The organism is Nereida sp. MMG025 (assembly GCF_021654165.1).
In the GTDB taxonomy this organism is placed as follows: domain Bacteria; phylum Pseudomonadota; class Alphaproteobacteria; order Rhodobacterales; family Rhodobacteraceae; genus Nereida.
Genome location: NZ_JAKFZN010000001.1, coordinates 316398 through 335797, shown reverse-complemented (window position 1 = coordinate 335797; position 19400 = coordinate 316398). Strand labels below are relative to the sequence as shown.

At 57.6% G+C, this 19400-nt stretch carries 21 protein-coding genes and 2 tRNA genes; 19 read left to right on the top strand and 4 right to left on the bottom strand.

Annotated features, from left to right (window positions below):
- Window positions 1-27: 27 nt before the first annotated feature.
- The 6 genes from L1065_RS01530 to L1065_RS01505 all read left to right on the top strand — a co-directional run bounded on the left by L1065_RS01530 (window position 28) and on the right by L1065_RS01505 (window position 5969).
- Window positions 28-1062 carry a cysteine synthase A gene (locus L1065_RS01530; RefSeq protein WP_237093680.1) on the top strand — a complete coding sequence of 345 codons (1035 nt, stop codon included), beginning with the start codon at window positions 28-30 and terminating at the stop codon, window positions 1060-1062.
- Between the two features lie 4 nt (window positions 1063-1066).
- Complete coding sequence (locus tag L1065_RS01525) at window positions 1067-3385, top strand: DUF3772 domain-containing protein (protein ID WP_237093679.1); 2319 nt, start codon at window positions 1067-1069, stop codon at window positions 3383-3385.
- Entirely contained in the window at window positions 3382-4110 is a 729-nt protein-coding gene (locus L1065_RS01520) for an alanyl-tRNA editing protein (RefSeq protein ID WP_237093678.1), read from the top strand. Before L1065_RS01525 ends, L1065_RS01520 begins: the two co-directional genes overlap by 4 nt.
- The gene (locus tag L1065_RS01515; protein ID WP_237093677.1) at window positions 4111-4476 is read left to right on the top strand and encodes a hypothetical protein; all 366 of its coding nucleotides are present in this window, start codon (window positions 4111-4113) and stop codon (window positions 4474-4476) included.
- Window positions 4477-4523: 47 nt separating this feature from the next.
- Window positions 4524-4613 (top strand) — tRNA-Ser (locus tag L1065_RS01510).
- 105 nt (window positions 4614-4718) lie between these two features.
- On the top strand, window positions 4719-5969 hold the full coding sequence (locus tag L1065_RS01505; RefSeq protein WP_237093676.1) for a hypothetical protein: 1251 nt from the start codon (window positions 4719-4721) through the stop codon (window positions 5967-5969).
- Window positions 5970-5984: 15 nt separating this feature from the next.
- On the opposite strand, the gene L1065_RS01500 is transcribed toward L1065_RS01505, so the two are convergent.
- Window positions 5985-6074, bottom strand: a tRNA-Ser gene (locus L1065_RS01500).
- A 182-nt stretch (window positions 6075-6256) separates the two neighbouring features.
- On the opposite strand from L1065_RS01500, the gene L1065_RS01495 reads away from it, so the two are divergent.
- Window positions 6257-7084, top strand: a complete 828-nt coding sequence (locus L1065_RS01495; protein WP_237093675.1) for a hypothetical protein — start codon at window positions 6257-6259, stop codon at window positions 7082-7084.
- Here L1065_RS01495 and L1065_RS01490 read toward each other — a convergent pair.
- Complete coding sequence (locus L1065_RS01490; protein WP_237093674.1) at window positions 7081-7428, bottom strand: hypothetical protein; 348 nt, start codon at window positions 7426-7428, stop codon at window positions 7081-7083. The two genes, L1065_RS01495 and L1065_RS01490, sit on opposite strands and share 4 nt — an antisense overlap.
- 201 nt (window positions 7429-7629) lie before the next feature.
- On the opposite strand from L1065_RS01490, the gene L1065_RS01485 reads away from it, so the two are divergent.
- The 6 genes from L1065_RS01485 (at window position 7630) to L1065_RS01460 (ending at window position 12687) form a co-directional block, all read left to right on the top strand.
- Window positions 7630-8343: a 50S ribosomal protein L21 gene (locus L1065_RS01485; RefSeq protein ID WP_237093673.1), complete on the top strand. Its 714-nt coding sequence runs from the start codon at window positions 7630-7632 to the stop codon at window positions 8341-8343.
- 6 nt (window positions 8344-8349) lie between these two features.
- A complete protein-coding gene (gene rpmA, locus L1065_RS01480; protein WP_237093672.1) occupies window positions 8350-8619 on the top strand; it encodes a 50S ribosomal protein L27 in 270 nt (89 codons plus the stop codon).
- Window positions 8620-8718: 99 nt separating this feature from the next.
- A complete protein-coding gene (locus L1065_RS01475) occupies window positions 8719-9261 on the top strand; it encodes a GNAT family N-acetyltransferase (protein WP_237093671.1) in 543 nt (180 codons plus the stop codon).
- A 32-nt stretch (window positions 9262-9293) separates the two neighbouring features.
- Window positions 9294-10331, top strand: a complete 1038-nt coding sequence (gene obgE, locus L1065_RS01470) for a GTPase ObgE (RefSeq protein ID WP_237093670.1) — start codon at window positions 9294-9296, stop codon at window positions 10329-10331.
- Window positions 10319-11425, top strand: a complete 1107-nt coding sequence (gene proB, locus L1065_RS01465; protein ID WP_237093669.1) for a glutamate 5-kinase — start codon at window positions 10319-10321, stop codon at window positions 11423-11425. Before obgE ends, proB begins: the two co-directional genes overlap by 13 nt.
- A complete protein-coding gene (locus L1065_RS01460; RefSeq protein WP_237093668.1) occupies window positions 11425-12687 on the top strand; it encodes a glutamate-5-semialdehyde dehydrogenase in 1263 nt (420 codons plus the stop codon). The genes proB and L1065_RS01460 overlap by 1 nt, the downstream gene beginning before the upstream one ends.
- Here the strand turns inward: L1065_RS01460 and L1065_RS01455 are convergent.
- Window positions 12684-13286: a histidine phosphotransferase family protein gene (locus tag L1065_RS01455; RefSeq protein ID WP_237093667.1), complete on the bottom strand. Its 603-nt coding sequence runs from the start codon at window positions 13284-13286 to the stop codon at window positions 12684-12686. The two genes, L1065_RS01460 and L1065_RS01455, sit on opposite strands and share 4 nt — an antisense overlap.
- Window positions 13287-13319: 33 nt before the next feature.
- On the opposite strand from L1065_RS01455, the gene L1065_RS01450 reads away from it, so the two are divergent.
- The 3 genes from L1065_RS01450 to L1065_RS01440 all read left to right on the top strand — a co-directional run bounded on the left by L1065_RS01450 (window position 13320) and on the right by L1065_RS01440 (window position 15220).
- Window positions 13320-13505, top strand: coding sequence for a DUF3553 domain-containing protein (locus L1065_RS01450; protein WP_237093666.1), 186 nt, complete (start codon window positions 13320-13322; stop codon window positions 13503-13505).
- Between the two features lie 99 nt (window positions 13506-13604).
- Complete coding sequence (locus L1065_RS01445) at window positions 13605-14375, top strand: GNAT family N-acetyltransferase (RefSeq protein ID WP_237093665.1); 771 nt, start codon at window positions 13605-13607, stop codon at window positions 14373-14375.
- On the top strand, window positions 14372-15220 hold the full coding sequence (locus L1065_RS01440) for a 1-acyl-sn-glycerol-3-phosphate acyltransferase (protein ID WP_237093664.1): 849 nt from the start codon (window positions 14372-14374) through the stop codon (window positions 15218-15220). Before L1065_RS01445 ends, L1065_RS01440 begins: the two co-directional genes overlap by 4 nt.
- Here L1065_RS01440 and L1065_RS01435 read toward each other — a convergent pair.
- Window positions 15202-15837: a thiamine phosphate synthase gene (locus tag L1065_RS01435; RefSeq protein WP_237094516.1), complete on the bottom strand. Its 636-nt coding sequence runs from the start codon at window positions 15835-15837 to the stop codon at window positions 15202-15204. The two genes, L1065_RS01440 and L1065_RS01435, sit on opposite strands and share 19 nt — an antisense overlap.
- A gap of 79 nt (window positions 15838-15916) precedes the next feature.
- On the opposite strand from L1065_RS01435, the gene L1065_RS01430 reads away from it, so the two are divergent.
- From L1065_RS01430 to L1065_RS01420, 3 genes are read left to right on the top strand one after another with little or no spacing between them, the layout of a single operon-like run.
- The gene (locus L1065_RS01430) at window positions 15917-16663 is read left to right on the top strand and encodes an RNA methyltransferase (protein ID WP_237093663.1); all 747 of its coding nucleotides are present in this window, start codon (window positions 15917-15919) and stop codon (window positions 16661-16663) included.
- A gap of 49 nt (window positions 16664-16712) precedes the next feature.
- The gene (ctaA, locus tag L1065_RS01425; protein WP_237093662.1) at window positions 16713-17852 is read left to right on the top strand and encodes a heme A synthase; all 1140 of its coding nucleotides are present in this window, start codon (window positions 16713-16715) and stop codon (window positions 17850-17852) included.
- Between the two features lie 3 nt (window positions 17853-17855).
- On the top strand, window positions 17856-19313 hold the full coding sequence (locus L1065_RS01420) for a carboxypeptidase M32 (protein ID WP_237093661.1): 1458 nt from the start codon (window positions 17856-17858) through the stop codon (window positions 19311-19313).
- Window positions 19314-19400 lie beyond the last annotated feature (87 nt).

The following is a 19400-nucleotide window of genomic DNA, read 5'->3' as shown; positions in this document are numbered from 1 at the left end:
TGGTGCAACGATAAAAGGACGCGCCCAATGCGTATTGCAAAAGACCTCGCCGATGCTGTTGGCAACACCCCTCTGATCCGCCTGAACAAAGCCAGTGATGAAACGGGCTGTGAAATTCTGGGCAAGGCCGAATTTCTCAATCCCGGTCAATCGGTCAAGGACCGCGCGGCGCTTTATATCATCAAACAGGCCGTGGCCTCGGGGGCATTGAAACCGGGTGGCACGATTGTTGAGGGGACCGCGGGCAATACGGGCATCGGACTTGCGTTGGTCGGGGCCTCAATGGGGTTCAAAACGGTCATCGTGATCCCCGAGACCCAGTCAGAAGAAAAGAAAGACATGCTGCGTTTGGCGGGGGCCGAATTGGTGCAAGTGCCCGCCGCGCCCTATAAAAACCCAAACAATTACGTGCGCTATTCCGAACGTTTGGCAAATGCGCTGGCCCAGACAGAGCCGAATGGCGCAATTTGGGCCAACCAGTTCGACAATACCGCCAACCGCCAAGCCCATATCGAAACCACAGGGCCTGAGATTTGGGAACAGACAGGCGGTAAGGTTGATGGATTTATCTGCGCCGTTGGCTCTGGTGGCACAATGGCGGGCGTCGGGATGGCGTTGCAGCCCAAAGGTGTCAAAATTGGTTTGGCCGATCCCATGGGGGCTGCGCTTTATAGTTTTTACACCGATGGTGAGCTGAAATCCGAAGGCAGCAGCATCACAGAAGGGATCGGGCAGGGGCGCATTACTGCGAACCTTGAAGGGTTCACCCCCGATATGGCCTTTCAGATCCCCGATAGCGAAGCTGTGCCGATTGTCTTTGATCTGCTTCGCGACGAAGGGCTTGTCTTGGGCGGCTCCAGCGGCGTGAACATCGCAGGGGCGATGCATATGGCCAAGCAAATGGGGCCGGGTCATACGATCGTGACGATTTTGTGTGATTACGGCACGCGGTATCAGTCCAAATTGTTCAACCCCGAGTTTTTGCGTTCAAAAGACCTGCCAGTCCCTGATTGGCTGGACCGTGCCCCACGCGCGATCCCGACGGTCTTTGAAAACGTTTAAGGGGATGGCACCCGTTTTTCAGGCACTCTGGCTGGCGCTGTGGATTGCATGTGCGTCTGCCACAGGGGCGCTGGCGCAAACCACGCCGTCGTCTGATGTGGCGCTTGCAGCAGAGGATTACACGGCCTTTCGCAACTTCGCAGCAGAGGTCGAAGGCGCGCTGGAACAAGATCGCGCGACCAGCCTTTTAGAGGCCATGCGCACGGAATTGGCCACGTGGAGGGCGCAATTTGTAGAAGCGCAGACCGAAAACGCGGCGCGCATTGATAACGTCCGCGATCAGCTGGATGTGTTGGGCCCCCCGCCCGAAGAAGGCGAGACCGAAAGCGAAGATATCGCCGACCGCCGCGAGGCCTTGAACACACAGCTCAATACGTTGCGCGCGCCCGTGATTGCGGCCGAACAGGCCAATACCCAAGCCGATGGGTTGATCTCTGAAATCGATCAGGTCATCCGCGAACGTCAAGCCGAGGCGCTTTTTTCGTCAGGCGCCAGCCCGCTTGACCCAAGCAATTGGGCCACCGCGTCACGTGCCGTGATCCGCACAACGGAACGGATGGGCGCCGAAGTGACCTCAGCCCTCGGCAACCGCACGCGTTTGACCGAAGTGGCCAGCAAAACACCCGAAATCCTGTTCTATCTGGCGTTGGCGCTGATCCTGTTGCTGCGGGGGCGGTTCTGGATGGAGCAACTGGCCAACCGTTTTATCGCCCGCGGCTACGGGTTGGCCAGTTTTGTGATTTCCCTGGGCCAAATGCTTTTGCCCATTTTGGGGCTGGTGGCCTTGTCTCGTGCGTTGCTTGCAACGGATCTGGTGGGGCTGCGCGGCTATATCCTGGTGGATGCTTTGCCCGTGATCGGGGTGTTTGTCTTTGTGGCCCGCTGGCTTGGCAACCGCATGTTTCCCAAGGTTGATGACGGCAATGGCCTGGCACAAATGTCGCCTGATGACCGGACAATGGGACGCCGTGTGTTCAGTTGGATTGGCGGGGTGTTGTGCGTTCCCTATCTGATTTCCTCTTTTGGCAGTTTTGAAGGGTGGAGTGATGCAACGCTGGCTGTGCTGCAGTTTCCTGTCATCCTTGGCCTCAGCGTTCTATTTTTTCTGTTTGCCCGGCTTTTGCGCGGACAGATCGTTTCGGACGGCGACGAAAGCGATGAAGCACCGCGCCTGAAGGGCAGAGTGTGGAGCCTGTTGGCCACTGCGCTGACCTTTGCCGCGATTGCGGGGCCGGTGCTTGCTGCGATCGGCTATATGGCGGCCGCCGTCGCGCTGGTCTATCCCACGGCCTACAGCTTGGGGCTCATGGCGATGCTGTGGATCGCGCAACAGGTTGTGGGGGGTATCTATACCCTTGTGACGCGCAAACCGTCCGATGCGCTTATCCCCATTCTGATCGGCTTTGGTCTGGTGATCTTGTCGCTGCCGCTTTTTGCGCTGATCTGGGGTGCACGGCTTGCCGATTTGACGGAACTTTGGACGCAGTTCCGACAAGGGTTCCAATTCGGTGAAACGCGGATTTCGCCAACGAATTTCCTAACCTTCGCGATTGTTTTTGTGGTGGGCTACACGCTGACGCGTTTGTTTCAGGGGACGCTCAAAACCAACGTGCTTCCCAAAACCCAGATCGACAAAGGTGGCCAGAACGCAATCACCAGCGGGGTTGGCTATGTCGGAATATTCCTTGCGGCGCTTATTGCGATTACCACCGCGGGGATTGATCTAAGCGGGCTGGCCATTGTTGCTGGTGCGCTATCCGTGGGGATCGGTTTTGGTCTGCAAAACATCGTGTCGAACTTTGTTTCGGGCATTATTTTGCTGATCGAACGTCCCATCAGTGAAGGTGACTGGATCGAAGTGGGCGGTCAGATGGGATATGTGCGTGACATCTCGGTGCGGTCGACCCGCATCGAAACATTTGATCGCACGGACGTCATTGTGCCCAACGCGGATTTGGTCAGCGGCACTGTGACAAATTACACGCGCGGCAATACCGTTGGCCGCGTGATTGTCCCTGTTGGCGTAGCTTATGGCACCGACACCAAGAAGGTTGAAAAGATCCTGATGGATATCGTGACCAGCCATCCCATGGTCTTGCTGAATCCTGCGCCTGCGGTGGTATTTCAGGGGTTCGGGGCCGACAGTATGGATTTCGAAATCCGCGGTATCCTGCGGGACGTGAATTGGGTTCTGAGCGTCAAATCCGAGATGAACCACACGATCGCCCAACGCTTTGCCGAAGAGGGGATTGAAATTCCATTCGCACAACGCGATGTCTGGCTGCGCAATCCCGAAACGTTGAATCCGCAAGGTGATACATGACCGAACCGCTTTTTCTGACCGATGCTTATTTGCGTGACGCCACAGGCAAGGTGGTTGCCCATACCGAAGAGGGCGGAATCGTTGTCGATCAAACCAATTTCTATGCCACAGGTGGCGGCCAACCGGGGGACAGTGGGGTCATTCGCTGGCAGGCCCAAGGCGGTCAGGCCAGTATGGAAATTGCCACCTGTGTCAAAGGGTCGGGCGGGTTGATCCTTATTCCCGCCGAACCTGTGGCACTGCCACCTGTCGGGGGCCAGATCACCCAGGAAATCCATTGGGACCGCCGCCATCGTCACATGCGGGTCCACACGCTTTTGCATCTTTTATCGGTGGTCATCCCTTTGCCCGTCACAGGCGGCGCGATCGGAGCCGACAAGGGACGGTTGGACTTTGCCATGCCAGAGCCACCAGAAGACAAAGCTGCAATAGAGACGGCGTTGAAAGCGCTGATCGAAGCTGATCACTACGTCACGGATGCATGGATCACCGAACGCGAGCTTGAGGAAAATCCCGCGCTGGTCAAAACCATGTCCGTGCAGCCCCCCAAAGGCGCGGGGGTGGTGCGCCTTGTGCGCATCGGCGACCAAGCCACCCAAATTGATCTGCAGCCCTGCGGTGGCACCCATGTGGAACGCACGGGCGAGATTGGTGCCATCCGTCTTGGAAAGATTGAAAAGAAGGGCAAGATCAACCGCCGCGTTTATGTCCATCTGGAGGCATAGATGTTTCGTGCGCTTTTGACGGTGTCAGGTGTGTTTGCTGTGGCGTTGGGGCTTTTGCTGTTGATCGCGCCAGACGCCTATCTTGCTGTTTATGTCGACGTCAGTGACGGCATGGGATTTGGCGCGCGGCGTTTGTCGCCAGCCATCATCGGACTTGGCGTTGTTTTGCTCTTGGTGGCACCAATGCCGCCGGGTCCGTTTCCATCGCGCTTCGCGGCGGCCACGGCGTTTGTATGGTTGGGTGTGGCAGCAACAGGCATTTACGATTTTCTGACAGGCACCGCGCACGCGAACATTTTGCTGGCAGCGGTCACTGAAGTGATCCTTGGGGCTCTGTTTCTTTGGGCGGCGCGGGCGCATCGCTAATTCGCTCTTGAACCCAGACCATCTTTGCAGGTATTGCGCTTTTTAACGGAGCGGTGGCCGAGTGGTCGAAGGCGCACGCCTGGAAAGTGTGTAGGCGGGAGACCGTCTCCAGGGTTCGAATCCCTGTCGCTCCGCCATTTTTTCCGACCATTTTATTGCGTCAGGGCGGCGCGCTGCGGGTGTGACAACACCCTAGACCCTGTGCTAGTCAGAATAACCTGATTAATGGAAAGACGCCCCAGATGTTCCACCGCTTGACCCCTAAGAACGCTCTTGGATGGGCGGGGCTGTTTTGGGGCGTTCTCAGCGTATTCAGCCTGATCATCCTGATCGAGGCATTGTGGGATCCCGAAAGTTACTACACCACAGACTTTGCGATTAAGTATGTCGACGGGTTCGCCCGCCGTGGATTAGGTGGCGAGGTCCTTTATTTTCTCAGCGATCTATCCGCCATTCCGATGACCACGGTTTTGACGCTCCTTCTGGTGCCGCTTCAAGCCGTATTTTTATGGAGAATGTGGCGTATTTTGCGTGTGGCGATGACGGAACCAGCCCTGTGGCCCCTTGTCCTGAGCCCGGTCATGCTGATCGGCTATTCCGTCACCCAACAGATGGGCCACAAAGAAATCCTGATCCTGCCGCTCTTGGCAGCGATGACCGCATCTACATTGCAAGGCGGGCGCGTGCCGCAAAAGCTCCTTGCAGTTGGCTGTCTTGCGTCGGGGCCGATCGTGTTGGTCCATGAAGGGCTGATTGCTTGGCTTTTGTTCTTGCCTGCACTGGCCGCTTTGACGTGGCGGGATCTGTCAGGTGCCACGCGGTTGGCTGTGCTTGTGGGCGGCGCGGGGGCAGGGGCGGCGTTGCTGGCCTCCTTGATGGCACCCGGCACGCCTGCCCAAGGTCTTGCCATGTGCATCCTCTACCTTGAACGGATTGGCAGCGACGCGTCCCAATGTCCTGACTTCAAGGCCTTCACCTACTTTGGTCAGGACAGCGCCCAAGGGGTGGCCCTTCTTTTTGAGAAGATGAACGGCGACGGGTGGCTGCCCGTGCTTGGCGCCTTGGTCTATGTTGCGCCACTTGCTTTTGTGGCGGCGCTCATCTGGCGGCGCGGCGGCTTTCGCGGCGCGGGCTTTGGCGGGTTGCTGGCGGCCGTGTTGATGGTTGCGATGATTGTTATGACGGCATCCATCATGATGGTTGCGGTGGATTGGGGGCGGTTTGTGTCGCTTGTGGTGATCGTTCTTGGCTTTTTGACGCTCATTTTTGCATTGCGCCCCGAGGTGTTCGGCGCAAACCGTGTCTCGCTTGATGTGGCGTGGATCACCACGCATCGCAACGGGTGGGGGTGGCTGATGGCCGCTTGGGCGCTGTCTTGGGCGCCATCCAAAGTGGTGCCTGAACTTGTGTCGCCATTGCCTATGCCGCTGATCGTGCTGGTGATATGGGGCCTGACAAAGCTGCTGCGCAAACAACACCCGCAGCCTGAATAACCAATGTCACAGAAATGGCGGAGCCACAGGGATTCGAACCCTGGGTGGGCTTGCACCCACACCGGTTTTCGAAACCGGCCCGTTCGACCACTCCGGCATAGCTCCGCGCATGAAGTGGTGGGGGCGGTTTATGCAAAGCGTCTGACCCATGCAAGGGCCGAAATGCACGCAAGATGCGAAAAATCATGGGCGCAAACGCGTCTGGCGATGGAAATGCGAACCGATCATGCTTAGTCTTGGGAGTAACGCGGTGCATCTTTGCACCGAAGCTATTGGAAAGGTTGCCTATGCTGCGCTGCTCACTTGCTGTTCTTGCCACTGTTTTGATCCCTGTGACCGCGCCCGTCGCGGCCCAAGCGGCCACGGCCCAAGCCCTGTTGGACGCGCTGCGCCTTGATGACATGGTGGCGCTCATGCAGCGCGAGGGTCTGGACTACGGGGCTGATCTGGGCACGGAAATGATGCCCGGACGTGACACCGCCGAATGGGAGCGCGAGGTCGCCCGCGTCTATGATCTGGACGTGATGGTTGATGGCATGTCCGCGGCGTTCCTGCGCGAGATGGAAGGCGTGGATGTCACCCCGCTTGAGGCGTTCTTTACCTCTGATCTGGGCACCGAAATTGTCACGCTGGAATATACGGCGCGCGAAGCGTTTCTGGATGAAAGCGTCGAGGAAGCTGCAATCGCGCGTGTCGTCACGATGGAGGAGGCCGGTGATGCCCGCCTTGAGCAGGTCAAGGATTTCGTGGCGGCCAACGATTACATCGAAACCAATGTCGTTGGTGCGTTGAATGCCAATTACGCTTTCTACATCGGCATGATCGACGGGGGTGGCATCAACATGGGGCTGACCGACGATCAAGTGCTGTCAATGGTCTGGGAACAAGAGCCCGAGATCAGGGAAAACACGACCGAATGGCTCTATTCCTATCTTTACATGGCCTATCAGCCCTTGGAGGACGCGGAACTGGCCGAGTATCAGGCGCTTTTGCAAACAGATGCCGGCCGCGCCATGAACCGTGCCCTCTTTGCAGGATTTGACCAGATGTATGTGGCCATCAGCCGACAGTTGGGGATTTCGGTTTCGCGGTTCTCGGGCGGGGAAGAACTTTAGCGACCGTGCACCATGATGGCCACGACAAGCGCCTCTTGATTGGTGGCGTATAGCTCTGCATCCGCTTTTAAGACGTGACGCAATTCGCGGTGGCGATCCGCAGGCACACGCGCGATCTGCATTGCTTTGGTCAGGGCAGGGCCGCCGCCAGCTTTTGCATCTTGTAAAATGGCATCGCTGTTGGCCGCAACATAGCGGCTGACTTTGCCGCGCCGTGTGGTGTAAGCACTGTTTTCAAGTCCGGTGATAACCGCCTGTCCGGGCAAAAGAAGCGGGTTGGGTAAATGGCTGGCTGTGCCGCCGCATCCCGCAAGGGCAAAGGCCAGAAAAACAATGGGTTTCATCCCCCCAGTCAGCGCGATTCAGGCTTGACTTGCAAGGCAATCCGTCCCATATGCGCCATTCCCCCGCTCATTCGGAGCGCGTGGGGTGCATGAAATATCGTCTGCCCCGGTCGCGGGGATACATCAGGCGCGCTGTTAACAGGTAGTCCAACGCCTTATTTATAAGGGGCCTGTAAGACGCGGAAGACAAGGAAGAACGATATGTTCGCTGTTATGAAAACAGGCGGCAAGCAATACAAAGTTTCCAGCGGCGATGTGCTGCGCGTGGAAAAATTGGCTGCCGATGCTGGTGAAAAAGTCCAGTTCAACGAAATTCTGATGATCGGTTCGACAGTGGGTGCACCACTGGTAGACGGCGCTGCGGTTCAGGCCGAAGTGATCGACCAGATCAAAGGCGAAAAGGTGATTAACTTCGTTAAGCGCCGCCGTAAGCACAGCTCCAAGCGCACCAAAGGCCACCGCCAGCAACTTACACTGCTGCGCGTGACGGACCTGCTGGAAAAAGGCGCGGACAAATCGGGCGTAAAAGCGGCTGTCGGTGCCGGTTCGGTTGCTGGTGTTGCTGTTGCAGCGGCCGCTGCTGCCAAACCCGCCAAAAAAGCAGAGCCCAAAAAAGCCGCGCCAAAGAAAGCGGCTGCCCCAAAAGCAGAAGCGCCTGCAGAAGGCGGCACAAAGCCTGCCAACCTGCTGAGCGAAGCCCGCGGTGGCCAGCCAGACGATCTCAAGAAGATCTCGGGCGTGGGTCCGAAACTGGAAGGCCTGTTGCATGACAACGGCGTATTCCACTTTGACCAGATCATGGCTTGGGGCGCAGACGAAATTGCCTATATGGATGACAAGCTGTCGTTCAAAGGCCGCATCGAACGCGATGACTGGATTGCACAAGCAACCAAATTCGCAGCTGAAAAGGAGTAATTCCAGATGGCACACAAAAAAGCAGGTGGTTCGTCCCGTAACGGTCGCGACTCAGCAGGTCGCCGCCTTGGCGTGAAGAAATATGGCGGCGAAGCTGTCATCCCAGGCAACATCATCGTGCGTCAGCGCGGCACCAAGTTTTGGCCGGGTGAAGGCGTAGGCATGGGCAAAGACCACACAATCTTTGCAACTGTCGAAGGTGGTGTTCAGTTCCATAAGGGCCTGAAAAACCGCACATTTATTTCGGTTCTGCCAGCAGCAGAGGCCGCTGAGTAAACCGAAACCTAAGCGTTTGAGATTAAGGGATCGGTCATCAGACCGGTCCCTTTTTCTTTTAGGGTCAATCATGGCCCGACAAAATGGGGAGGAGAACCCATGAGCCTCGACACCAGCAACGTACCACAAGTGCGCTACGACACCGACCGCATGATTTTGCGCCCTCTGCGCATGTCTGACCTTGGGCTGGTCGAAATGTATGCAAGTGATCAGCGCGTCGCGCGAATGACGTCCTCTATCCCCCATCCTCTGCCGCCGGGCGCAATCGAAGCCTATATCACCCGCTCATTGGCTGACGATCGCACAGAAGACGTTTGGGTGATGGATGGCTCTCATACGGGTTTGGCCGAAGTTTTGGGCCTCATCAGTTTGACCCGCCTTGATGAAAAACAATCCGAAATCAGCTATTGGGTTGCCCCTGCCTTTTGGAACACCGGCTTTGCATCCGAGGCGTTGGACGGGATCGTCGCGGCAAATCCGCAAAACGTCCAAACGCTGTTTGGCAGCGTGTTTCAAGACAACCCCGCCAGCGCACGCGTGCTGACCCATTGCGGTTTTCAATACTTGGGCGACGCAGAAGTCTATTCTGTCGCGCGCGAGACAACCGTGCCCACATGGACCTATTTGCGCAAACTGGATTAAGGCGCTAAGGCAGTCCTCGAAAGGACCCTGACATGAAATTTCTCGATCTGGCCAAAGTCTATATCCGCTCAGGCGCGGGTGGGGGCGGCGCTGTCAGCTTTCACCGCGAGAAATTCGTGGAATACGGCGGTCCCGATGGCGGCGATGGCGGGCGTGGCGGTGATGTGATTGCCGAATGCGTCGAAGGGCTGAACACGCTTATCGATTTTCGCTATCAACAGCACTTTTTTGCCAAAAACGGTGTGCCCGGAATGGGCAAACAGCGGACAGGCGCAGACGGCAAGGCGATCGTTCTGCGCGTGCCAGTCGGCACGGAAATTCTCGACGAAGATCAGGAAACGGTCATCGCGGATCTGACAGAAGTGGGCCAGAAGGTCATTTTGGCAAAAGGGGGCAACGGCGGGTTTGGCAACCTGCATTTCAAATCCTCCACCAATCAGGCGCCGCGCCGTGCCAATCCTGGGCAAGACGGAGTGGAACGCACGATCTGGCTGCGGCTGAAACTGATTGCGGATGCGGGTCTTTTGGGCCTGCCTAACGCGGGAAAATCGACGTTTCTGGCGGCGACATCAAACGCCCGCCCCAAGATCGCGGACTATCCATTTACCACGTTGCACCCCAACTTGGGTGTGGTCGGCGTGGACAATACGGAATTTGTGATGGCCGATATTCCGGGCCTCATCGAAGGCGCGTCGGATGGCAAAGGCATCGGGGATCGCTTCCTTGGGCACGTAGAGCGCTGCGCGGTTCTGCTGCACCTGATCGATGGCACCTCTGAAACCATCGCGGAAGATTATCGCACCATTATCAACGAGTTAGAGGCCTATGGTGGTGAGCTGGCAGAGAAGCCGCGCGTCACGGCCCTCAACAAGATTGACGCTTTGGACGAAGACGAACGTCAAGCCGCCAAAGCTGCCCTTGAGGCCGAAGTGGGCGCGCGCGTCATGCTGATGTCGGGCGTCAGTCGCGAAGGGCTGGATACCGTTCTACGTGCGGTGCGTGGTCAGATCGATGATGACCGCTTGCGCCAGAAAAAAGGGGCCGAGGAAGACGCGCCATGGCAGCCCTAGCAGACGCCAAACGCGTGGTTCTCAAAATCGGGTCTGCCTTGCTGGTGGACCGCGAGACAGGGGCGCTGCGCGAGGACTGGCTCTATTCTCTGGCCCAAGACGTGGCTTGGCTCAAATCCTTGGGCAAAGACGTGGTGCTGGTGTCGTCCGGTTCGATTGCGCTTGGTCGCGGTGTGCTTGGACTGCCTGCGACAGAATTGGCTTTGGAACAATCGCAAGCCGCCGCCGCCGTTGGGCAAATCCGCTTGGCCCGTGCATATGAGGAGGCCTTGGCGCCCCATGCGATCACCACCGCACAGGTTCTTGTCACGCTTGAGGATTCTGCGGATCGCAAACGCTATCTGAATTCCCGCGCGACCCTTTCGCAGTTGCTTAGCCTCGGTGTGGTGCCAATCGTCAATGAAAACGACACGGTGGCCACCGATGAAATTCGCTATGGTGATAATGATCGTTTGGCCGCGCAAGTGGCCGTCACCGTCGGGGCGGACCAGCTGATCCTTTTGTCGGATGTGGACGGCCTTTACAGCGCCAATCCGCAAGATGATCCAACGGCCACACGCTTTGACGTGATCGAAGCGATCACGCCCGAGATAGAGGCCATGGCAGGCGATGCGGGGTCAGGGCTGTCAAAAGGCGGCATGAAGACCAAAGTGATGGCGGCCAAGATGGCCACCGCTGCGGGCTGCGCTATGGCAATTACATTAGGATCGACCAGCAACCCATTGAAAGTATTGGAAAGTGGTGCGCCATCGACATGGTTTTTGGCGCAGGACAATCCGCAACACGCGCGCACCCGCTGGATCGCCGCGATGAAACCCAAAGGGTCTGTGAGTGTCGACGAAGGGGCTGCGCGGGCTCTTGCACGCGGCAACAGCCTTTTACCCGCGGGCATTACACAGGTGCGGGGCGATTTTGAACGTGGTGACCCCATTGATATTCTGGATGCGGGCGGGGCTAAACTGGGTCTTGGGCTGACACGCTACACCGCGGATGAGGCCCGAAAGATAAAAGGCCATCAAACCAGCGACATTGCCGACTTGCTTGGCTATTCTGGCCGCGCGACCCTGATCCACCGAGATGACATGGTGATATGATGAAAGACCTGACAGATATTCCCAACCTGATGGCACAGATCGGCCGCGATGCAAAAAAGGCCAGCGTGGCATTGGCCAATGCCAGTGCCGAGCGCAAATACGCAGCCTTGATCGGTGCGTCCGAACATATGTGGCGGACACGGGAAGATATCATTGCAGCAAATGCCAAAGACATGGCTTACGGCCGCGACAAAGGGTTGAGCGCCGCGATGCTGGATCGCCTCATGCTGGACGAGGACCGCATCCGCGCCATGGTGGATGGGCTGCGTTCGGTGGCAGAGCAGGCCGATCCGGTGGGGGCGGTGATCGCAAACTGGCAGATGCCATCGGGGTTGGACATCAGCCGCGTCCGCACACCACTCGGTGTGGTTGGTGTGATCTATGAAAGCCGCCCGAATGTGACGGCGGATGCTGCGGCCTTGTGTGTCAAGTCCGGCAACGCTGTGATCTTGCGGGGCGGATCAGAAAGCTTGCACAGTGCCACAGCCATCCATGCAGCGGTCGTGCAGGGCCTTGTAGAAGCTGGCTTGCCGGAAGCGGCCGTTCAACTTGTGCCAACACGCGACCGCGCTGCCGTGTCGGAAATGCTAAGCATGACACAATTCATTGACGTGATCGTGCCGCGCGGCGGCAAAGGTCTGGTCGGTTTGGTCCAGCGCGAGGCACGGGTGCCCGTCTTTGCCCACCTTGAAGGCATCGTGCATATCTACATCGACAAGCAAGCGGATCCCCAAAAGACAATGGATGTTGTTTTGAATGCAAAAACCCGACGCACGGGCATTTGCGGCGCGGCTGAATGTCTGTTGATCCACCAAGATATCGCGGACGGTCTTGGGGCCGATGTGATCCAGATGCTACTGGATGCGGGCGTGACGGTAGATGCCGACATGGCGCTTCAAAGCGACAGAACGAAGACGGCCACCGATGATCACTGGGGCAAGGAATTTCTGGATATGGAAATCGCGGCAAAAACTGTTTCGGGGCTGGACGACGCCTTGGCCCATATCCGTCAGTTTGGGTCAGATCACACCGACTGTATCCTGACCGAAAACGCGGCAACAGCCGAGCGGTTTTTGACCGAATTGGACAGCGCCATTGTGATGCACAATGCGTCGACCCAATTTGCCGATGGTGGCGAATTTGGCATGGGGGCGGAAATTGGCATTGCCACCGGCAAGATGCACGCGCGTGGCCCTGTCGGGGCAGAGCAGCTAACCAGTTTCAAATATATCGTGCGTGGTGATGGCACCGTTCGGGCCTAAAATGTTATGGCAATCTCAGTATCGCTGACATCGGCTGTCACACGAAATCCGTGGTCGTGTTGTAGCTGCGCAATCAGTTCAAAATGCACTTGGCTGGCTTGGAGTGGTTGGTCAGCGTTTTGTGTATCATCGACATATCGCCACAATGCAGGGTCATGGACCAGCCGATCTGCGGTTCCTTTAATCACCCATGTGCCGGCTGTTTCAGACACTGTAATCTGCCCACCGTAAGCCATGGCGGTTTCCAGGGCCTGAACCAGTAACAGCGCAAATCGGGCGTGGATGCGCAATGCACTGCCCTGCGCTTGCCAGTCATACCTAAGCCTGCCGCCACGGGTTAACCCCACCATAATCGCCTGCATATCGCTGGCGTTGACCTGTTGATCGGCCGATGCCGCACCAAAGGCGATGCGAAACATCTTGATGCGCGCGTTCGCGTTTTCCACGCTATCGGCAATCAGGGCCATTTCGGGCGTTTGTGGCAGGCCAGATAGGCTGAGCAATTCAACCCCATTGGCAATCGCACCCAATGGGCTAATTAGATCGTGACAGATGCGCGAGCCTACAAGTGTGCTAATATCAAGGTCGGTTTTGGTCATCGGGCATTCCTAGCTTTCGAAATGGACGAAAAAATGTCGGAAATGAATTCATTGCTTGAACCTGGCCAGTTGGTGCGCAATCCCAACGCGCCCAATTGGGGGGTGGGGCAGGTGCAATCCAATATCGGCGGCAAGATCACCGTGAATTTTCGTGAAGAGGGCAAAGTGGTCATAGATGGCGCGCGTGTTGAGCTTGAGTTGGTGTTTGACCACTCCTAACCGCTTGATGGTTAAAACCACGTTAATGGCTGGACGCTTGCGCAAGTCGGACCTGCACAGTAGGACACATCAATGCCCTTTGACGGACCGCTGCACGTTATGCCCGACACCCCAGACTTTCTCACGCGCTTGGCCCAGAACGAGGCGGATCTTCGCGCGGCCCAAACCTTGCGGTATCAGGTGTTTGTCAAAGAGCTTGGGGCGGATGGTCCTTTGGTGGATCATGCAGAGGGCCTCGAAAAAGATGCGTTTGATCCGTTTTACGATCATCTTTTGCTGATTGATCGGGCAGGTGATGTTGAACGGGTCGTAGGGGTCTATCGTCTGTTACGCAGTGATCAGGCCGCACGGGCAGGGCGGTTTTATTCCGAAGGGGAGTTTGATCTATCGCCTCTCAAACAAAGTGGTCGGCGCCTGCTTGAACTTGGCCGGTCGTGTTTGCACCCCGATTACCGCGGCGGGACGGCCATGCTGCACTTGTGGGCTGCTTTGGCCGACTATATTGCCGATCACCAGATTGATGTATTGTTTGGCGTCGCCAGTTTTCACGGAACAGATGCCCAAGCCTTGGCCCATCCGTTAAGCAACCTGCATCACACCCATCTTGCGCCCAGTGATCTACGCACCCGCGTTCTACCGGGCGCGCACGCGCAGCCCTTGGCGCTTTTGGCGCGCGAAGATGTTGATCGCAAACGCGCCATGCTTGAGACACCACAGCTTATCAAAGCCTATCTGCGGCTTGGCGGCTATGTGGGGGACGGTGCGTTTATCGACCGTGATTTCAATACAACCGATGTGTGCCTTATCCTTGATGCGGCCAAGGTGAACGACAAGCAGGCCGCCCTGTTCGCACGCGGGCGCGGGACATGAGCAAGCCTGCGTGGAACCCCGATGATATGCCGCCCTTGCCGCCTATGACAGCGATGGCCCTTGTGCGCGTGGCATGGCGCGGGGGCATCCTTGGGCTGGTGACCTTCAGCTGTCTTGCCCTTTTGTTGCTGGTGCGGTTGATCGAACGTCCGGTTTTCGGGCAGGCACGGCCTGTGACACCTTTCATTACGCAATTTGTGTGCCGTGCGGCCTTTGTCATTTTGGGGATCAAACGGCGTGTGATCGGCGAGGTCATGCCCCACAAGGGCGCGATTGTTGCCAATCATTCAAGCTGGCTGGATATTTTTACTCTGAACGCCAGCAAGCGCATCTATTTCGTGAGCAAAGCCGAGGTCGCCAAATGGCCCGGCATCGGTTGGCTGGCGCGGGCCACAGGCACGGTCTTTATCGCGCGCGACCCACGTCAGGCACGCATCCAAAAGCAGATGTTCGAAGACCGTCTGAAGGCGGGCCACCGTCTTTTGTTTTTCCCCGAGGGCACAAGCACCGATGGCAAACGTGTTTTGACCTTCAAGCCGACCCTATTTGCCGCGTTTTTTGAGGATGCCTTGCGCGAAGAGATGTGGATACAGCCCGTTTCGGTCATCTACCACGCCCCCAAAGGCGCCGAGCCGCGGTTTTACGGCTGGTGGGGGGATATGGATTTCGCGCCGCACCTGTTGTCCACTTTGGCGGCACATCGCCAGGGATCGGTTGATGTGGTGTATCACCCCGCGCTCAAAGTCGGTGACTTTGCCGATCGCAAAGCATTGGCGGCGGCCGCCGAGGCACAGGTGCGTGCAGGTCTGGACAGCTATTTGACCGATCAGACCATCGCCGCGTGAAATGCCTTGAGCGTTGCAACGGGATCATCGCTGGCCCAGATTTCATCACCCAGACCAAAGAAATCAGAGTAGGGCGCAAGCTGGCGCACAAGGGGCAGATCCAGCGCGCCTTCTGCAATGCATGGCACCTCAATCATCTCGGACCACCATTGAAACAGCTCTGTCTCTGCCACGCTGCCATCGCCCAAAGGCGTCTGACCAACAGGACCAAACCCCGCATAGTCTGCGCTGGCCTCTCCTGCGCTCATCCCGTCATGCCGCGACGTGCCGCAAAACGTGCCAACAATCGCATCATCGCCCAATTCCTTGCGGGCATATCGGATGCTGCGGGCCCCATCGGTCAAATGCACGCCGTCCAGCCCAAGCCGTTCGACCATCATCAAATGCTTTTCGATCACAATCGCAACGTCGCGTGCGTGGCATATCTCGCGGGTGGCATCCGCTACGCGCGCGATATGGTCTTCATCGGTGCCTGACAGGGCAAGGCGGAAACAGGCGACAGGAACCGCATCAAGAACGTCTGCCAACACATTGGCAAAGCTTGATAATTCGACCTGAGGGGGCGAAGTCAGATAGACCTGCGGGATGATCTGTTCGTCTGCTGTAGCATCTGTCATTGGGTGGCCTGCGTTCATCTTGATTTCTGTCTCTCTATCAAGGGCTTGCGCCGCCGCCAAGAGGTTGTAAGTGAAAGGCATGACACCAGATCCGCAACCCACCTTTATCCTTGTGCGCCCACAGATGGGCGAAAACATCGGCGCGGCGGCCCGCGCCATGTGGAACTTCGGCCTCGACCGCATGCGCATCGTTGATCCCCGCGACGGCTGGCCCAATCAAAAAGCCGTGGCGATGGCCAGTGGCGCAGGGCGCTTGCTGGACGAGGCAGGCTTGCACACAGGGCTGCCAGAGGCTTTGGGGGATTGCGACTACATTTTTGCAACCACTGCGCGCCACCGCGGATTGACCAAACCGATCTATTCGCCCGAACGCGCCATGCAAATTGCCGCGGAAAAAATCGCGGCAGGCCAGCGCGTGGGCGTGATGTTCGGCCCCGAAGCATCGGGCCTTGAAAACGAGGATATCGCGCGGGCCAACGCCACAATCACCGTGCCCGTAAACCCCGATTTCCCAAGCCTGAACCTTGGGCAATGTGTGCTTCTGACCGCTTATGAATGGCGCCGCCAAATGGCAGAGGTGACCCACGAGACCCATGAGATGGTCAAAACCGACTGGGCGCCGCAGATTGAGGTCGAAAAACTGGCCGATCATATCGAAAGCCGGATGGAGACTGCTGGCTTTTTCTACCCGGTTGAGAAGGCCGAAAACATGAAGTTGAACCTGCGCAACATGTGGAGCCGCATGCCACTAACCCGCGCAGATGTTCAGATGTTGCACGGTATGATGCGACAGCTTGTCTGGTGGAAAGAGAACGACAAGAGCTAATTGCGCTGAAAGACGCGCCGCAATAGGCTGCGCCCAGAAGAGGTGAGACATGGCACAAAAACGCTCCATTTTTGAAGAGGTTGGCACTGATCAGAAGGTGGCCGCGGCCCCCACAACAGGTGTGATCGACGCCGCCAAACGCGGTGCGCGCGGGGCCATCCGCATTTGGCTGATGGTACTGTTTGCCTTGGTGGTTGTCATGATCGCAGTGGGCGGGCTGACACGGCTGACCGACAGTGGTCTCAGCATCACCGTCTGGGAGCCGATCAAGGGCGCGATCCCGCCGCTCAGCGCCGCCGAATGGGAGGCCGAGTTCGACCTTTACCGCCAAATCCCTGAATACATTGAACAAAACCGCGGGATGAGTATGGCGGAGTTCAAGGTCATCTATTGGTGGGAATGGGGGCACAGACAGTTGGGCCGCTTCATCGGGCTGGTTTGGGCGCTTGGATTTCTGTTCTTTCTTGGCACGCGCAAGATCCCCACAGGCTGGACAGGCAAGCTGGTGTTTGTCGGCGCCCTTGGTGGGCTGCAGGGCGCGATTGGCTGGTGGATGGTCTCAAGCGGTCTGCAGGCGGGCATGTTGGATGTGGCCAGCTACCGTTTGGCGACGCATCTGGGGCTTGCCTTTGTGATCCTCGGGGTGCTGGCGTGGTATGTTTTCCAGCTTGGCCGCAAAGAGGCGGATTTGATGCAGGCGCGGCGCCAAAAGGACGCCAAACTGTGGTCCATGGGCACAGGGCTGATGCATTTCGCGTTCCTGCAAATTCTGATTGGCGCGTTGGTTGCGGGCATTGATGCGGGCCGCAATTACACCGATTGGCCGCTGATGGCAGGGGGCTTTTTGCCGCCCGATCTGTTCGCGTTAGAGCCGTGGTGGCGCAACTTTTTCGAAGACGACGGATTGGTGCAATTCATGCACCGGATCGCGGGCTATCTATTGTTTGCCTTCGGTCTGGTGGTCTGGCTGCGCGCGCGCAAATCCCCCAATGGTCAGACGCGGTTTGCCTTCAATCTGGTCTTTGCGGTGATGGTTTTGCAGATGGTTTTGGGCATCGTCACGGTGATGAATTCGGCGCCTTGGTATTTAGCGATCACCCATCAATTCTTTGCCGTGGTTCTGTGGGTGTCGATCCTGCGCGCGCGGTTCCTGGCGGGCTATCCGCTGGCTCAATCCATCAGGGGATAAGACATGTCATATAGCGAAATGATGGCCTATGTGCGCGAAACAACCGCACTGGGGCAGGTGGCTGGCCGCTTGGGTTGGGATCAGGAAACCATGATGCCGCGCGGAGCTGCGCCGCAACGTGGCGAGGAATCAGCGGCTATGGCGGCTGTGTTGCATGCGCGATCGACTGATCCGCGACTGGGCGCATGGCTTGAAAATGTAACACCTGCTGATGAGGTGGAAGCGGCCCAAATGCGCCTTGTGCGCCGCGGCTATGAGCGGGCGGTGAAAGTGCCTGCCGATCTGGCCAGCGAAATTGCGCGCGTAACATCGCAAAGCCAAGGCATCTGGGCGGAAGCCCGCGCCAATGATGACTTTAAGTCTTTTGTGCAAACCTTTGAAAATGTGGTGCGATTGAAGCGCGAGGAGGGGGCGGCACTGGCTGATGGTGGCGATGTCTATGACGCGATGTTGCAAGACTACGAGCCCGGTGCAAACGCCCAAAGACTGAGCGGCATGTTTGATGCGATGCGCCCGAAGCTGGTTGAGTTGCGCGACCGCGTGTTGGCCAGTGCGCAGCCCCCCGCGCTGACGGGCCTGTTTGACGAGGCCAAGCAATTGCAGGTGTCCACTTTATTGGCCCAGACCTTTGGCTATGATCTGACACATGGGCGGATCGACAAGGCGGTGCATCCGTTTTCCAGCGGGTCGGGATTGGACGTGCGGATTACAACCCGCACGGCACCACAGGATCCGTTTAACTGTTTTTATTCGACCATCCATGAGGTCGGCCACGCCTGTTACGAGCAAAACATCGACCGCGCCTATTTGATGACCCCTGTGGGGTCCGGGGCGTCAATGGGTGTGCACGAAAGCCAAAGCCGCATTTACGAAAACCAGCTTGGCCGCAGCCGCGCCTTCACGGGCTGGCTGTTTGGACAAATGCGCGACACGTTCGGCGATTTTGGCGTCGCTGATGAAGAGGCCTTCTATCGCACCGTTAATCGTGTGCAAAACGGGTTCATCCGCACAGAGGCCGATGAGGTGCAGTATAATCTGCATGTCATGCTGCGTTTTGATCTGGAGCGTGCCCTGATTGCAGGGGATTTGCAGGTGGCTGATCTGGAAGCTGCGTGGAACGATCGCTTCAAGGCCGATTTCGGTTACGACGTGGACCGCGTTAGCAATGGCGTGCTGCAAGACGTACATTGGCCCGTTGGCCTATTTGGGTATTTTGCGACCTACACGCTTGGAAATGTCTATGCGGGGTGTCTGTATCAGGCCTTGCGCCGCGATGTGGCTGATCTGGATGCGCAGCTTGCCAAAGGCAACACGAGCGGCGCGACGGGGTGGTTGCGGCGCAATGTGCAAACGTACGGCGGGCTTTTTGAGCCTGAGGCTCTCATCGTGCGGGCTGCCGGAGAGGTGAGTGAGGCGCCACTATTGGGGTATCTGGAAGAGAAGTTCGGCGCGTTTTGCTGAAGGCCGACTGGGGCGCTGCCCCAGACCCCGAGGTATTTGGACAACAATGAAGACATGAAAAAGGGCGCTCTGGTTAAGGAGCGCCCT